General features: G+C 65.3%; 8 protein-coding genes. 6 read left to right on the top strand and 2 right to left on the bottom strand.

Annotated features, from left to right (window positions below; translation table 11 throughout):
- From CCUG20998_RS08435 to CCUG20998_RS08415, 5 genes are read left to right on the top strand one after another with little or no spacing between them, the layout of a single operon-like run.
- Positions 1-4,446 carry a type I polyketide synthase gene (locus tag CCUG20998_RS08435; RefSeq protein ID WP_020728223.1) on the top strand — a complete coding sequence of 1,482 codons (4,446 nt, stop codon included), beginning with the start codon at positions 1-3 and terminating at the stop codon, positions 4,444-4,446.
- Between the two features lie 10 nt (positions 4,447-4,456).
- Positions 4,457-5,452: an ATP-binding cassette domain-containing protein gene (locus CCUG20998_RS08430; protein WP_020724674.1), complete on the top strand. Its 996-nt coding sequence runs from the start codon at positions 4,457-4,459 to the stop codon at positions 5,450-5,452.
- Positions 5,449-6,318 carry an ABC transporter permease gene (locus CCUG20998_RS08425; protein ID WP_020728222.1) on the top strand — a complete coding sequence of 290 codons (870 nt, stop codon included), beginning with the start codon at positions 5,449-5,451 and terminating at the stop codon, positions 6,316-6,318. The genes CCUG20998_RS08430 and CCUG20998_RS08425 overlap by 4 nt, the downstream gene beginning before the upstream one ends.
- Positions 6,315-7,145, top strand: coding sequence for an ABC transporter permease (locus tag CCUG20998_RS08420; protein WP_020728221.1), 831 nt, complete (start codon positions 6,315-6,317; stop codon positions 7,143-7,145). The genes CCUG20998_RS08425 and CCUG20998_RS08420 overlap by 4 nt, the downstream gene beginning before the upstream one ends.
- A 33-nt stretch (positions 7,146-7,178) precedes the next feature.
- Entirely contained in the window at positions 7,179-8,423 is a 1,245-nt protein-coding gene (locus tag CCUG20998_RS08415) for a phthiocerol/phthiodiolone dimycocerosyl transferase (protein ID WP_020728220.1), read from the top strand.
- A 198-nt stretch (positions 8,424-8,621) separates the two neighbouring features.
- Here the strand turns inward: CCUG20998_RS08415 and pks2 are convergent, their stop codons facing one another.
- Positions 8,622-14,921, bottom strand: a complete 6,300-nt coding sequence (gene pks2 / locus CCUG20998_RS08410) for a sulfolipid-1 biosynthesis phthioceranic/hydroxyphthioceranic acid synthase (RefSeq protein WP_020728219.1) — start codon at positions 14,919-14,921, stop codon at positions 8,622-8,624.
- A gap of 580 nt (positions 14,922-15,501) precedes the next feature.
- Positions 15,502-16,314 (bottom strand): phthiotriol/phenolphthiotriol dimycocerosates methyltransferase, encoded by an 813-nt coding sequence (locus CCUG20998_RS08400; RefSeq protein WP_020728217.1) that lies wholly within the window; start codon positions 16,312-16,314, stop codon positions 15,502-15,504.
- Between the two features lie 11 nt (positions 16,315-16,325).
- Here CCUG20998_RS08400 and CCUG20998_RS08395 point away from each other — a divergent pair, with 11 nt between their 5' ends.
- Complete coding sequence (locus tag CCUG20998_RS08395; RefSeq protein WP_020728216.1) at positions 16,326-16,607, top strand: hypothetical protein; 282 nt, start codon at positions 16,326-16,328, stop codon at positions 16,605-16,607.
- The last annotated feature ends 56 nt before the right edge of the window (positions 16,608-16,663 follow it).

Genomic DNA, 16,663 nt, shown 5'->3' with positions numbered 1-16,663 from the left:
GTGAGCACCATCCCCGACAACGCGATCGCGGTCGTCGGCATGGCCGGCAAATTCCCTGGCGCCAAGGATGTTTCGACCTTTTGGAGCAATCTGCGGCGGGGCAAGGAATCGATCGTCACGCTGTCCGAAGAGGAACTGCGCGAAGCCGGAGTCAGCGACAAGACGCTGGCCGACCCGTCCTATGTGCGTCGCGCTCCCCTGGTCGACGGGATCGACGAGTTTGACGCCGATTTCTTCGGGCTCCCACCGCTGGCGGCGCAGGTCCTGGACCCGCAGCACCGGTTGTTCCTGCAGTGCGCGTGGCATGCACTCGAAGACGCGAACTGCGACCCCGCCAAGTTCGACGGCTCGATCGGCGTCTACGGAACCTCCTCTCCCAGTGGCTATCTGCTACACAATCTGCTCTCGCACCGGGACCCGAACACGGTTTTGGCGGAAGGGCTCAACTTCGATCAGTTCAGCCTGTTCCTGCAGAACGACAAGGACTTCCTGGCAACGCGGATCTCGCACGCGTTCAACCTGCGTGGCCCCAGCATTGCCGTCCAAACCGCGTGCTCGTCGTCGCTGGTCGCGGTTCACCTGGCCTGCCTGAGCCTGCTGTCCGGCGAGTGTGACGTCGCACTGGCCGGCGGATCCTCGCTGTGCGTCCCCCACCACGTCGGTTACTTCACCTCGCCCGGATCGATGGTGTCGGCCGTGGGCCACTGCCGACCGTTCGACGTGCGATCGGATGGAACGGTCTTCGGCAGCGGCGTCGCGATGGTGGTCCTCAAGCCATTGCAGGCCGCCATCGACGCCGGGGATCGCATTCACGCCGTCATCCGCGGATCGGCGATCAACAATGACGGATCGGCGAAAATGGGTTATGCGGCACCCAACCCCGCCGCCCAGGCCGATGTCATCGCGGAAGCTCACGCGGTGTCGGGCATCGACGCGTCGACGGTGAGCTACGTCGAGTGCCACGGCACCGGCACCCCGCTCGGTGACCCCATCGAAATCCAAGGACTCCGAACGGCTTTCGAGGCATCTGAGACCACCCGTACGGGTCCTTGCGTGCTGGGTTCGGTCAAGTCGAACATCGGCCACCTGGAAGTTGCCGCCGGGATCGCGGGTCTCATCAAGACGATTCTGTGCCTGAAAAACCGGGCGATCCCCGCGACGCTGCACTACACCAGCCCGAACCCGGAACTGCGGCTCGAGCAGAGCCCATTCGTCGTGCAGAACAAGTACGGCCCCTGGGAATGGGATGGGGTGCTGCGCGCCGGAGTGAGTTCGTTCGGCGTCGGCGGCACCAACGCGCACGTCGTGCTCGAGGAGGCACCGACGGTGCCTGCGCACGACGAGCCGGCCGGCCCCCAGGTGCTGCTGCTGTCGGCGCAAACCGCTGCGGCGCTTACGGAGTCGCGGACCGCCCTGGCCGAGGTGTTGGAGCGGTCGGACAGCCCAGACCTCTCCGATGTGGCCTACACGCTGTCCCGGCGGCGCAAGCACAACGTCACGATGGCCGCCGTCGTCAGCGACCGTGAAGAAGCGGCAACGGCGCTGCGCGCGGCCGACAACGACAGCATATTCGTCGGCGAATCCGTAGCCGGCGTCGCCGATGCCACCGCAGCGGCGGCAGAACGGGTCGTCTTCCTCTTCCCCGGCCAGGGCGCCCAGCACGTCGGAATGGCCAAGGGGCTCTACGAGACCGAACCGGTCTTCGCCGAACACTTCGACGCCTGCGCCGCGGGATTCCGCGCGGAGATGGGTGTCGACCTCAATGCCGAGATCTTCAACGGAACCGCCACCGACTTGGAGCGCATCGACCGCTCACAACCGGCGCTGTTCACGGTGGAATACGCACTGGCCAAATTGGTCGACACCTATGGCGTGCGCGCCGGCGCATATATCGGGTACAGCACCGGCGAATACATCGCCGCCACCCTGGCCGGGGTCTTCGATCTCGAGACGGCGATCAAGACGGTCTCGTTGCGGGCCCGCCTGATGCACGAGTCACCCCCCGGCGCCATGGTCGCGGTGGCTGTGGGCCCCGATGACATTGCGCAGTACCTCGGCAACGGGGTGGAGCTGTCCGCGGTCAACGATCCCGGCAACTGCGTGGTCGCCGGGCCCAAGGACGAGATCCGGGCATTCAGCCAACGCCTCAACGAAGCCGGGATACCGGTGCGCCGGGTCCGCGCGACCCACGCTTTCCATTCCAGCTCGATGGAACCGATGCTCGGAGAGTTCCAGGAGTTTCTGTCCCGCCAGCAGTTGCGCGCCCCGCAAACACCGTTGTTGAGCAACCTCACCGGAACGTGGCTGTCCGAGCAGCAGGTCACCGATCCGGCTACCTGGGCGCGTCAGATCAGTTCCACGGTCCGGTTCGCTGACGAACTCGACGTGGTGCTGTCCCAACCGAACCGGATCCTGGTTGAAATCGGGCCCGGTGGCAGCCTGACCGGTTCGGCGATCCGGCATCCGAAATGGTCGGACGGGCACCGCAGCGTCCGGCTCATGCGTCACCCGATCCAGAACCTGGATGACCGCGAAACTTTCCTGCGCGCGCTGGGTGAACTCTGGTCGGCCGGAGTTGACGTGGACTGGACGCCGCGGCGTGCGGCTTCGCAGCGCATCGTCTCCCTGCCCGGTTATCCGTTTGCCCGCCAACGGCATTGGGTCGAGCCCAAGCACATGGCCTGGGCGCAGATTCCCACCGCGAGCAACGGCTCATCGGTTGGCGCAAAGCTCGGCTCGGGCGCCGACTCGGGCATCCGCGGCGGTGCGCAAACCGGGGAGTCGCAGACCGAAGACGTCTTGCAGCGGATCTGGTCGCAGTGCCTGGGTGTCGGCTCGGTCGATCGAAACGCCAACTTCTTCGACATGGGCGGCGATTCCCTGATGGCGATCAGCATCGCGATGAGCGCCGCCAACGAAGGTCTGACCATCACGCCGCAGGATCTGTATGAACATCCCACCCTTGCGTCGTTGACGGCCGCCATCGATGCCTCGTTCGCGTCCAGCGGGTTGGCCAAGCCCCCGGAGGCCGACGCAAATCCGGCAGTTCCGCCCAACATCGCGTACTTCCTCGACCGTGGGTTGCGCGACACCGGCCGCTGGCGAGTACCACTGATCCTGCGACTGGATCCCCAAGTGGGCCCCGAAGACATTCGAGCGGTGCTGAGCGCGGTGACCAACCACCACGACGCGTTGCGCCTGCGCCTGGTCGAGAACGGCGGAGTGTGGGAGCAGCACATCGCAGCGCCTGCAGACTTCACCGAGCTTGCCACCCGGCAGCTTCCCGGTGACCTGGCCGCCGGCGAGGCGGATGAGCACAGCGCGGTCTCCAACATCGTGGCCGAGCTGATTGCCGAGCAAGGTGATTCGAACGCGCCGCTGATCGCCGTGCATGTCACTGCACCCAATGGTGGTGCGCAATACCTCGGTTTGGCATTGCACGAAATGGTTGCCGACGACGCCTCGCGTCAGCTGCTGGGCGCCGACATCATCACCGCGTTCGCGCAGCGGCTCGGCGATCAAGAGATCAAGCTGGACCCGGTCACCACCGGGTGGCGGGATTGGTCGGTGCGCTGCGCGGCGTTGGCGACCCACCCGGCGGCCCTCGACACCCGTTCGTACTGGATCGAGCAGTCGACCAAGGCCAACCTGTGGTTGACCGATGGCGATGCCGCCCAGCCACCCAGCGCCACCGATCTGACCAAGGTGCCCAGCGTGCTCAACGCCGAGCAGACATCCGAGCTCGACGATGCCCGGCGCCGGTTCCGGCGGTCGATTCAGACCATCTTGCTGGCCGCGCTCGGCCGAACGATCGCCCAAACCGTCGGTGACGGCGTGGTGGCCGTCGAGCTCGACGGCGAGGGCCGCTCGGTGCTGCGGCCGGATGTCGACGTGCGCAGGACCGTCGGCAGGTTTACCACCTACTACCCGGTTGCCCTGACGTGTGCCACCGGGCAAGGCGCGGCAGCGCTCAAGGGGCTCGACGCCGTTCACGACACCCTCAAGTCGGTTCCGCACTATGGGATCGGATACGGGCTGCTGCGGTACCTGTATGCCCCGACCGGACGGGTGCTGGGTGCGCAGCGCACACCCGACATCCACTTCCGGTACGCCGGCACGATTCCCGAGCTGCCCCCCGTGGATGCTCCGGTACAGTTCGATTCCGACTTGGCAATGCCGGTGCGAGAGCCGCTCCCTGGGCTCGGCCACGCCGTCGAAATCCGGGCCTACCGGTCCGGCAGCTCGCTACATCTGGATTGGTGGTACGACACCCGGCGTATCACCGCGGAAACAGCAACGGCGCTGGCGCGGTCGTTCCCCACCGCACTCAGCGAACTGATCCAGGAGAGCATCGCGGCGGAGCAGGAAGAGCGCGACGAAGACGAAAAGGTTGGGGTAATCGAAGCCGGCGCTCTGGTGGACCTCTCGAGCCTGGATGCCGGCTGAGGAGGATTGGATGCGTAACAACGACTTGGCGGTAGAGGTTCGCGGGGTTCGCAAGGCCTTCGGCGACGTCGTGGCTCTCAACGACATCAGTTTCGAGGTTGGCCGCGGCGAGGTCATCGGTCTACTCGGCCCGAACGGGGCGGGCAAGACGACTATGGTGGACATCTTGTCCACCTTGACCCGCCCGGATGCCGGCTCGGCCCACGTCGCCGGCTACGACGTGGTCGCCCAGCCGGCCGGAGTGCGGCGCTCGATCATGGTCACCGGGCAACAAGTGGCCGTCGACGACGGGCTGACCGGGGAGCAGAACCTGGTGTTGTTCGGCCGCCTCTACGGGCTGCGCAAGTCCCGTGCTCGCCAGCGGGCGCAGGAACTCCTCGATCAATTTGGCCTCACCTATGCCGGCAAGCGGCTGGTGCGCACCTACTCAGGCGGGATGCGTCGACGCATCGACATCGCGTGCGGACTGGTGGTCGAGCCGCAAGTGGCGTTCTTGGACGAGCCGACCACGGGGCTGGATCCCAGAAGCCGACAAGCCATTTGGGACCTGGTCACCAGTTTCAAGAAGCTTGGCATCGCCACCCTGCTGACCACGCAGTATCTCGAGGAGGCGGACGCGCTCAGCGACCGGATCATCCTGATCGATCACGGCAAGATCATTGCCGACGGTACCGCCAATGAGCTTAAGCACCGCGCCGGCGACACCTTCTGCGAGATTGTGCCGCGGCATCTGAAGGATCTGGACGCTACCGTCGCCGCCCTCGGCTCGCTGTTGCCCGAGCACAACAGGGCCATGGTGACCTCGGAATCGGACCGCATCACGATGCCGGCTCCCGATGGCACCCGCACCCTCATCGAAGCGGCCCGAAGGATCGATGAGGCCAATATCGAGCTGGCCGACATCGCGCTGCGCCGGCCGTCTCTTGATGACGTATTCCTTTCCATGACAACCGATCCCAGCGAGGCCCACGCGCTGAGTCACGTGGCGTCGGGGGCCATGCTGTGAGCATCTCGGCGGTCGACCCGACCCCAGTCCCGACCTTCAAGGGGGCAGGCCCGAGCGCGGCGAAACCACGTCTGTCGACGCTGCAGCAATGGTGGGTGCTCGTTGGACGCTTCACCAAACCGCGCCTGCGCGACCCGGAGCTGATCACCATGGTCGGCGCGCCAGTGGTCTTCACGGTGGGCTTCTACATACCGTTCGCCATACCGTGGAATCACTATGTGGGTGGCGGCGCCTCCGGTGTCGCCAGCAGCCTGGGGCAATACATCGCCCCGCTGATCGTGCTGCAGTCCATTTCGTTCGCCGCCATCTCCTCGGCCTTTCGGGCGGCCACCGATTCCCTGCAGGGCATCAATCGACGGTTCAGGTATATGCCGATCGCCCCGTTGACACCGGTAGTCGCCCGCGTGACAGCCGCGATCTACCGCTGCTGCGTTGGTCTGACGGTGGCGCTGATCTGCGGATACGCGATCGGCTTCCACTTCAATCGCGGACCGCTCTACATCGTCGGCTACTGCCTTTTGGCGATCGCAATCGGGGCGGTGCTGTCATTCGGTGCCGACCTACTCGGCACCGGCACCAAGAACCCCGATGCCATGCTGCCGTTGCTGTCGTTGCCCATCTTGATCTTTGGGCTGTTGTCCGTTGGTCTCATGCCGCTCAAGCTGTTTCCGCATTGGATCCACCCGTTTGTTCGCAACCAACCGATAACGCAATTCGTGGTGGCGCTGCGCGCGTTGGCCGGGGATACCACCAAGGCGGCCATACCGGTGACGTGGACGGTAATGACGCCGACCTTGGCGTGGCTAGCCGGCTTCGCCCTGCTCCTGGTGCCCGTGTCCATCATCGTTTTGTCCCGGCGGCCATGATCGGTATGACAAGTCAAGAAATCGCGTTTGCGCCCGCACAGTCCCAGCACACCAACCACTCTGCCCGGCTGCTCATTTCGCAGACTCTGGTGCAGACCCAGCGGATACTCACGCGCTGGTCGCGTGACTTCGTCACCCTCATCGAAGCGCTGGTCTTTCCGATTCTGTTCATGCTGGTGTTGAAGATCGTGCTCGGCAATCTGATCTATGCCGTAACCCACCATGATGCGATGTACAGCATCGTTCCGTTAATCGCACTCGGCGCCGCGATCACCGGATCGGCGTTCGTCGCGATCGACCTGATGCGAGAACGCACCAGCGGACTGCTCTCCCGACTGTGGGTGCTGCCAGTGCACCGGATGTCGGGTCTGATGGCCCGCATCCTGGCAGACGCGGTTCGGATTCTGTTCACCACTCTCGTGATGCTGGGCGTGGGGATCCTGATGGGCTTCGAGTTTCGCCAAGGTCTGATCGCGAGCCTCATGTGGCTGTGCGTTCCGGTGACGCTCGGCATCGCCTTCGCCGTCATGGTCACCACCGTGGCGCTCTATTCGTCGCAGGCAGTCATCGTCGAGGGGGTCGAGTTGACCCAGGCAATCGCGATCTTCTTCTCCACGGGTCTGATTCCGCTGGACCAATACCCACACTGGATTCAGCCGGTCGTGGCCCATCAGCCAGTAAGCTATGCGGTCTCGGCGATGCGCGGATTGTCGATGGGTGGCCCGGTCCTGTTTCCGATGATCGGGGTGCTGTTGTGGACCGCCGGCATCTGCGCGGCGTGCGCGGTTCCCCTGGCCGTCGGCTGGCGACGGGCCAGCACGCATTGATTCACCATGCAGTGAAGAACGGAGAGTCCTAACGTGTTCCCCGGAGCCGTAATCCGGAAGCTGGCGTTCAGCGAGGAAATATACGCCCGATACCAGGCTTTCACCTCGTTCACAGCGCATGTGCGAGGTCCGGTCGACATCGATGCGATGTCGGAGGCCTTCGACGCTCTCTTGCAGGCCCATCCGGTGTTCGCGGCCCATCTGGAGGAAGGCCCCGACGGGAACCACCACATTGTCGCCAATGACCTGCTGCACTCGGGGCTGGTGGTCATCGACGGCAGGCGGGCCGAAAACCCCCATGTGCAGCTCGATCAGCGCGACTCGCTGTTCAGGCTGCAGTTGACGCTCGGCGAGTCGGAGAGCCTGGTCACCGCGTATGTCCATCACAGCCTGGCCGACGCTCACCACCTCGGCAGCCTGCTTGACGAGCTGTTGTCCCGCTATACCGACGTGGTCACTACCGGCGACCCCGGTCCGATAACACCCGAGCCGGCGCCCGAACCAGCTGAAGAGCTGCTGAAGCGCCGCGGTATCAAGCAATCAGCGCTGACCGGGTTCGAGCGTTTCTTGCCGCTCTTGTTCGCCTATGACCTTCCGCCCATCGCCGAGGAGATGCGCAAGTTCGAAGCGCCCGAGCCGGTTCCGGTCACCAGGTGCCGACTCACCAGCCAGGAGACCGCCGACCTGGTCTCGTTCAGCCGAGACAATGGGCTTAGCTTCAACGCGGTGCTGGCAGCCGCTATCCTGCTCGCCGAGTGGCGGTTGCGCGAGACGCCGCACGTCCCAATTCCCTACTGCTACGCCGTAGATCTGCGCTTCCTTTTGAGCCCTCCGGTAGGGGCGACCGAGAGCACCAACCCGGTGGGATTGGCAACCTATCTCGCCGAGATTGGTCCCGACACCGACATCACCGAATTGGCAGCCGACATCGTCGCAACTTTCCGGGCTGACTTGTCCGACGGCATGATTCACCAATCGGCGCTTCGTTCCGGCAGGATCCTGGAGGGAACTCCCCCCGGACTGCCACCATTTGTCTTGTGCACGAACGTCAGTACGCTGCCGCCGATCCGCACACCGGAAGACGTGGAGCTGGTGGACTTCCACAGCAGGATCCACTGCGCGATGGATGTCCCCTTCGGCTTCTACGCCTGCTCGATCGCCACCGACCGGCTCTCGATCGAGCTGCACGGCAGCATCCCGGCGCCACAGCTCTTGTTGGACGCCATCCGCGACATCCTGTGCTCTGTTCCCTCAGAGTACGGGTTGTTCATGGAATGACCTGAGCCTGCGCGCTTTTGTAGATCCGACCTGTAGATCCGACCTTTTGTTGGATCGAACCCTTTTGGCTAGATCGCAGGCTGTGTAGATCGGCTCTCGTTCGCCACCATCAGGCCTAGTTCGCTGCCATAAGGCACCGTTGCACTGCAGCGCACCTCGTGGGCTCACGAAGAACGCTACAGTGCAACGGATCCGCCGTTATGACGCCGCGGCTTGGGCTTCTTCCTCGGCCAATGTGTCAGCCAGATGCTGCGACAAGGCACGCGCAGTGTTATGGCTGGCGATGACCTTGGGCGACAGCCGCACCCCCGTCTCGGTTTCAATGTGGGTCCGCATCTCGAGCATGCCCAGCGAGTCCAGGCCATACTCGACGAACGGCCGGTCCGCGTCCACTGTGCGACGCAGGATCACACTGGCCTGCTCGGCTATCAGACGCCGCAGCCGACCGGCCCACTCCTCTTGCGGCAGCAACTTCAGCTCCGCGAGGAATTTACTTGGGCCCCTCGTGTTTTGACCGCTGGACTGGAACATCTCAGCCCACGGGCTGCGCCTGACCAGGTCTGCCAGCCATGGCGCACCGATGATCGGGATGTAGCCGGTGTAGGTGCGGGCATGGCGCAGCATCTGCTCGAATGCGTACATACCCTCGTCGGGGGCGATCATGATTTCGCCACCTTCGGCCAAGAACGTGGCGCGGCCGACCTCACCCCACGCACCCCAGCCGATGGCACAGACCGGCAGGCCCTGAGCACGGCGCCAGTGAGCGAACGCGTCGACCCAGCTGTTGGCCGCCGCGTAGGCACCCTGACCGGGCGAACCCATCAGGGCCGCACCCGAGGAGAACAAGCAGAACCAGTCGAGCGGCTGTCCGGTCGATGCGCGATGCAGGTTCCAGGATCCGTAAACCTTGGGCGACCAGTCCCGATCGATCAGCTCGTCGGTGATGTTGCTCAACGTGGCGTCCTCGACCACCGCGGCCGCGTGCAGCACACCCCGCAGCGGAAGCCCGGTGGCGGTCGCCGCACTGACCAGACGGTCAGCGGTCTCGGGCTCGGCAATATTGCCGCACTCAACCACGATGTCAGCCCCATTGGCCCGCAGCCGCTCGATGGCCTGCCGCGATTTGGGGTTGGGCTGTGAGCGGGCAGTCAGCACGATCCGGCCGCAGCCCGCCGCGGCCATCTTCGAGGCGAAGAAGAGCCCCAGGCCGCCCAGGCCGCCGGTGATGATGTAGGACCCGTCGCTGCGGAACACCTCAACCTGCTCCGGAGGTACCACTACCCCTCTGCGCCCACTTCGCGGCATGTCGAGCAGCAGTTTGCCGGTGTGTGCGGCGTTACTCATCGTCCGGATAGCCTCGGCGGCTTCGGCCAATGGGTAGTGAGTGCACTCCGGTGCACTCAGCACACCTTCGGCGGTGAGGTTGTACACCGTCGAGAGCAACTCGCGGACCCGTTCGGGCTGGATGACCGACATCAGCCCGAGGTCCACGTAGTAGAACGTCAGGCCACGCCGGAACGGATACAGCCCCATCCGGGTGTTGCCGTACACATCGGCCTTGCCGATCTCGACGAACCGTCCGCCGAAGGCCAACAGCTCCAGGCCCGCGCGTTGGGCGGCACCCGTCAGCGAGTTCAGCACGATATCGACGCCGTACCCGTTTGTGTCGCGCCGGATCTGATCCGCGAACTCGATGCTGCGCGAGTCGTAAACGTGCTCGATGCCCATGTCGTTCAACAGCTGCCGACGTTCCGCATTGCCGGCTGTTGCGAATATCTGCGCCCCTGCGGCGCGCGCGATCGCGATGGCCGCCTGCCCCACACCACCGGTTGCGGAGTGGATCAGCACCCGGTCCCCGGCCTTGATTCCGGCCAGGTCGTTGAGGCCGTACCACGCGGTGGCGTGGGCGGTGGAGGACGCGGCCGCATGCTCGTCGGACAGGCCCGCCGGCAGTGTGACAGCGAGGTTGGCATCACAGGTGAGGTAGCTCCGCCAGCATCCGTCCTTGGAGAAGCCGCCAACCCGGTCACCGACCTGGTGATCCGTGACGCCCTCCCCGACCGCCGTCACCACGCCGACGAAGTCGGTCCCCGTCTCCGGCAGACGTCCCTCCAAGCTGGGGTACCGGCCGAAGGCGATCAGGACATCGGCGAAGTTGATGCTGGACATGGTCACCGCGACCTCGATCTGACCGGGCCCCGGCGGAACGCGGTCACAGGCGGCGAGTTCCAGCGTCTGCAGGTCACCCGGCGTGCGGATCTGCAGCCGCATGTTGTCACGCTCGTGGTCGACGATGGCGGTTTGCCGTTCGTCAGCGCTCAGTGGGCCGGGGAACAGGCGCGCCACGTACCACTCGCCACCGCGCCAGGCGGTCTCGTCTTCCTCGGATCCTCCCAACAGTTGCTGGGCCAGCTGTTCGGCCTGCGTGCTTTCGTCGACGTCGACCTGGGTTGTCTGCAACAGCGGATGCTCACTGCCAATCACCCGCAACAGGCCGCGCAGTCCGGCCTGCTCCAGATTGATCTCGTCTTCTGGCCGAACTCGCTGAGCCTGCCTGGTCACCACGAACAGACGCGGCAGCTCACCTTCCAGCTCGGCCAACTCCCGGGTGATCCGAACCAGGTGGCGCACCTGCTCACGACCCTGCAGCAGGCTCTGCTCATCCGCGTCGCCGCTACGTGGCCCACAGACGATCACCACACCCTTGTTGGCACGGGCCCGAAGCTGGGCGCCCAGCTTTTCGATGCCGCCGGCCAGATCGTCCTGTGCCGACCAGACCATGCTGGCGCACTCCGCGCCCTGGGATTTCAGAGCATCAGCCAACATCGTTGCCATCAAGTCCTCACCATCGGAGGCGCTGATGAGCAACCACGAGCCGGTCTCCTCGTCGAGGACCTCGGGCAGCTGTCGCTGTTGCCACTCGAGGGTCAGCAGACGCTCGCTGAGCACGCGGTCGCGTTCACCGCTTTCGGAGGTCCCGGTGCCCAGGCGCAGCCCACGCACGGCCAATAGCACGCAACCCTGCTCATCGAGCAGCTCCAGGTCGGCCTCGCCTCCATTGGCGTCGGCCTTGGTTACCCGCGTGTAGCAGTACTGGGCATTGCGGGTCGGCCCGTAGGCACGCAGGCTGCGCACACCCAATGGCAACAGCAAGCCGCCACCGCCGGTGCTCTTGACGCCCGCGGCGACGGACTGGAAGCAGGCATCCAGCAGCGCCGGGTGCACGCCGTAGGCCCCCTGCTGGAACCGAATCGACGCGGGCAGCGCCACTTCGGCCAGCACCGTGCTGCCTTCTGTCTCCGCGGTACGCGCGATGGTCAGACCGCTGAATGCGGGACCGTGCTGAATGCCACGTTCGACGAACGCTTCACGCAACTCGGCTCCGTTGACCGAGACGGGGTGGGCCGCCAACAGCGCTGCGATGTCGTAGGCCGGCGGCACGGATTCGTCGTCGCTGGCGCGCAACGCCGCGGTGGCGTGGCGCGTGGTTTCACCGTCAACATGGGTCTGCACCACGAAGTTGGCGACACCCGGCGAGTCCAGCGACGCGACGGCGTCGATCGGGGTCTCCTCATCGAGCAACAGCATCTGCTCAAAGGCCAGGTCGCGGACCTCGAATGCTTCGCCGAATACCTCGCCGGCGGCCGCCAACGCCATCTCGCAGTAAGCCGCGCCGGGAAGGGCGGCCACGTTGCGCACCTGGTGATCGCTTAGCCACGACAAGGTGTCGGTGCCGACATCGGTCTGCCAAACATGGCGCTCCGGCTGCTCGCTCAGCCGCACATGTGCGCCGAGCAACGGATGCACGGTGAGCGAGCAGGCACCTTGCGCCTTGCTGTCTTGTCCTTCACCGTCCACGAAGAAGCGCCGGTGCGTCCACGCCGGCAGCGGCGCATTCACCAACCGGCCGGCTGGATAGAGCACCGAGAAGTCCACGGCGGCGCCAGCGCTGTGCACATCGGTCAGCAGGCCGCGCAACCCGTGCGGCAGCGGCTGCTCCCGCCGCATACCGGCCAGAGCGGCCGCCGACATGTCGAGACTGCGGGCGTTCTGGTCGACGGCGTGGGTCAGCAGAGGGTGCGGCGAGAGCTCGGCGAAGACTCGGAAGCCGTCCTCTAGCGCGGCCTGCACCGCCGCAGCAAACTGCACGGTGTTGCGCAGGTTGTCCACCCAGTAAGCGGCGTCGCAGGTGGGCCGCTCACGCGGATCAAACAGAGTGGCCGAGTAGTACGGAACCTTGGGAGCCGACGGGACGATATCCGCCAGCGCCGTGGCCAGATCTTCGAGGATTGGGTCGACTTGAGGCGAGTGCGACGCCACGTCCACTGCAACCTCGCGCGCCATCACCTCCCGCTGCTCCCACCGCGCGACGAGATCACGCACCGTTTCGGTGGCACCGCCGACTACCGTGGACTGCGGCGAGGCCACTACCGCGACGGCGACGTCATCGATGCCGCGGGCCATGAGCTCCGAATTCACTTGCTTGGCAGGCAGTTCCACTGATGCCATCGCGCCGGCTCCGGAGATCCGCAGCATCAGCTTGGACCGGCGGCTGATGACGCGTGCGCCGTCTTCCAGCGACAGCGAGCCAGCGACGACGGCCGCGGCCGCCTCACCCAGCGAGTGCCCAATCACGGCACCCGGGCGCACCCCGTAGGTCTTCTCCATGGTGGCGGCCAGCGCAACCTGCATGGCGAACAGGGTCGGCTGCACCTTGTCGATCCCAGTCACCTTTTCCGGCGCCGTCATCGCCTCGGTCACCGAAAAACCCGACTCGTGGGCGATGATCGGCTCTACCGCGGCAACGGTCGCAGCAAACACCGGTTCGTTGGCCAGCAGGTCGGCGCCCATGGCGGCCCACTGCGACCCCTGCCCCGAGAACACCCATACGGGTCCCCGGTCGCCGCGTCCGACCGCGGCCTCATACATGAGGTCACCCTCGGCGACCTCCTGCAAACCCTCGACCAGTTCGGGCAGGCTGGCGGCGACTACCGCAGTGCGCACCGGCCGATGCGCACGCCGGCGCGCCAGCGTGTAGGCCAGGTCGACCTCCTCGGTGGAGGCCGCGGAGTCCGCGCGACTACCCACCCACTCGGCGAGCTCACGTGCGGTCTGCCGGAGCCCGTCAGCCGAGGTGGAGGACAAAGCGAACAGCAATGGGCTGGCCATGCCGGGCTCCGCGGGGCCTTGATCGCTTGCCGGCGCTGGTGTGGGCGGTTCTTCGAGGATGGCGTGCACGTTGGTCCCCGACATCCCGAACGAGGACACCGCGATCCGCCTCGGCCCCTGGTCCTCCGGCCATGGCGTGATCTCGTGGGGCACATAGAGCCCCGTCTCGATCTCCGCAAGCTCGTCGGGCAGTCGGGTGTGGTGCACCATCGGTGGCACCACCCCGTGTCCAAGCGACAGGGTCGCCTTGATCAGTCCTACCGTTCCCGCGGCGGACTCGCTGTGCCCAATATTGGTCTTGACCGATCCGAGCATGCAGCGGCTGCCGCCGGCGCCGTACACCTGCGCCAGGCTCCGATACTCGATCGGGTCACCGACCGGGGTACCGGTGCCGTGCACCTCCACCGCTCCCACGCTGGCTGGGTCCACTCCTGCCGCCGCCAGGGCTTCGCGGTAGACGGCGACCTGCGCAGTCTCCGACGGCATGAGCAACGTCTCGGAGCGCCCGTCCTGATTGGCAGCGGTACCGCGTACCACCGCGAGGATCCGGTCTCCGTCGGCCAGCGCATCCGACAGTCGCTTGAGCACAACCACCGCGCAACCCTCGGAACGCACAAAGCCGTCCGCGTCGACGTCGAACGCGTGGCAGCGACCGGTCGGAGAGAGCATGCCCTGCGAGGACAAGGAAACACTGCCGTTGGGCTCCAGCAGCAACGCACAGCCGCCGGCCAACGCGAGGTCGCTCTCCCCCTCGTGCAGGCTGCGGCAGGCCAGATGCACCGTGAGCAAACCGGAAGAGCATGCGGTGTCCACCGTCATCGCCGGACCGTGCAGGCCCAGCGTGTGGGCAATGCGCCCGGACGCCACACTGTTGATGAGGCCTGTCGACGCGTAGGGGCCCGCCAAGTCGCCCGCGAGGACGGTGCGCACCAGGTAGTCCTCGTGGGACAGCCCAACGAACACACCCGTCGAGGATCCCGACAACGACGCCGGATCGAGACCGGCGTGCTCGATCGCCTCCCACGCGGTCTCCAGCAACTGCCGATGCTGCGGGTCGATCGAGGTCGCTTCCCGTTCGCTGACGCCAAAGAACTCGGCGTCGAAACCGGCGACGTCGTCGATGAACCCACCCCATCGCGACACCGTTCGACCAGGGACGCCCGGCTCGGGGTCGTAGTAGTCGTCAACGTCCCACCGGTCAGGTGGAATTTCGGAGACCAAGTCGTCACCGCGCAGCAAGGACTCCCAGAGCTTCTCGGGCGAGTCGACGCCTCCGGGCAGCCGGCATCCCATCCCGATAATCGCAACGGGCGTGGCAGGTTTTTGCATAAATCTACATTCCTTGTCTCAGCTCGACCGATCTCACACCGTTCAACCGGTGTGACACCGACGACACCACCGAATCATTCACAAGGGCAACGAAATGGCTACAACGCCGGTTCCGAAGCCGCCAATCCAGGCCAAGCCGGATGTCGACACCGCTGGCGGGTCTCGCAAGCAAGCCTAGACGACTCAGGGCACGCCGGGAGCACGGCTTGCGCGATTGCCCGGCCTGTGACGGGTCCGACCGATTGAGCGGCGAGTGGCCCCGATCACCACGGTGTATATCAAGGGGCCGGACCCGAAGAACCCCGAGATCGGATGGTCTGACCGGCCTGCTGTGAGAAGAATGACCTTCAGCTGTGAGATGAATCGATCCGGCCGGCCAATCTCGCGTCACCCGGTGGCACACGTGGGCGAGGCACCGAACCAGGACGCAGGGACCCCCGAAGCCGCGCGCGGACCTACCAGGCCGGCCCCCACCAGGTTCTCCCCCACCAGCCCGGCCCTCAATCCCGCCGTCAATCCTGTTCTGCTCCAACGCATTCGCATGACGTTGCTGCGGAGCAGGCAGGGACCGGTGGGGCGGCTACTCCTTGACGAAGCTGTACATCCGGTACGAGATATCACCGCTTTGCATTAGGCGGTACAGGGGGGTGCCCGTCACACCGATGTAGTTGCGGCCCGCGGCGCGCAAAAAGATCGGCAGATGGCGCTTTACCAGTTCTCGTGACTTCGGCGTATTGATGTCGATGCCGCGCAGAACCTCCGCGTTGATCTCTCGGTACGAAATTTGCTGCAGCCCGGCGGCGGCCAGTGCGGCCTCCCATTCGGCGATCTCAGTGCAGGGCCGGATATCCGCGTATGCGAAGTACCCCCCTGGGCGCAGCACCCGCTTCACCTCTTCGAGGAAAACTGGAAACCGCGGGTAGCAATGTGAGGCTTCCACGTTGAGCACCACATCAAAGGATTCGTCCTCGAAAGGTAGGTCCTCGGCATCGCCTTGCACGAAATCCAAACCGGGCAGGTTGTGCCGTTGTTGGCAGAACTTGATGCCGGCCGGGTTCAGGTCCAATGCCGTATACGAGGCGGGGCCCAGGGTACGGGTGAGGTAGGAGGCCCCGCCGCCATGGCCGCAACTGACCTCCAGCACGCGTTTACCACTCAGATCAGCCTGGGTCGCCGTCCGGTGATACAGGTTGATGTGGCATCGGTCCGGCTCGTCGGTCGCCTCCAATGGCAGGTCCATCGGCGGATCTTCCTCGTAAGCCCAGTTGATGAACACAAGCTCATCGGCACCGAGCCCACGGGTCATAAGCGGATACCAGTATTTCCAAATTTTCTTGTAGACCCGGGTGTGTGCGACGCCGGCGACGACACGGTGGGTACGACTTAAGGCCACGGGGAAGCAGTATGGCAGAGCACCTGTCCAAGAACGGCAAGAACGGCAAGAACGGCAACGGCGCGTCCGTGAAAATGCGGCGCACCCCGCCACCGCACTGCGGTGATGGCCGGGAATACGGACAAGGCCATTTGCTGCGCCCCTCGATTAGCCGGCCCCCACCGCCGGAAGTGACGCGACCCGAACCCGCCCAAGAAATGGGGCAGATCGACGGCAATCATTTCCCCGCGCATCCGTGCGCACAAGAAATCAAGATCAACCAGGTCGCTCGACCTACCCCCGCCGTTTGGTGAATGTCCACTAGACCACCGTTGAACTCGCGAAATGCAACTTTGACGCCCCTGCGGGG

Origin of the sequence: Mycobacterium marinum, assembly GCF_003391395.1 — a bacterium.
Taxonomy (GTDB): domain Bacteria; phylum Actinomycetota; class Actinomycetes; order Mycobacteriales; family Mycobacteriaceae; genus Mycobacterium; species Mycobacterium marinum.
Note: the sequence above shows the minus strand (reverse complement) of the source record. Positions and strands in the feature narration are given on the sequence as shown.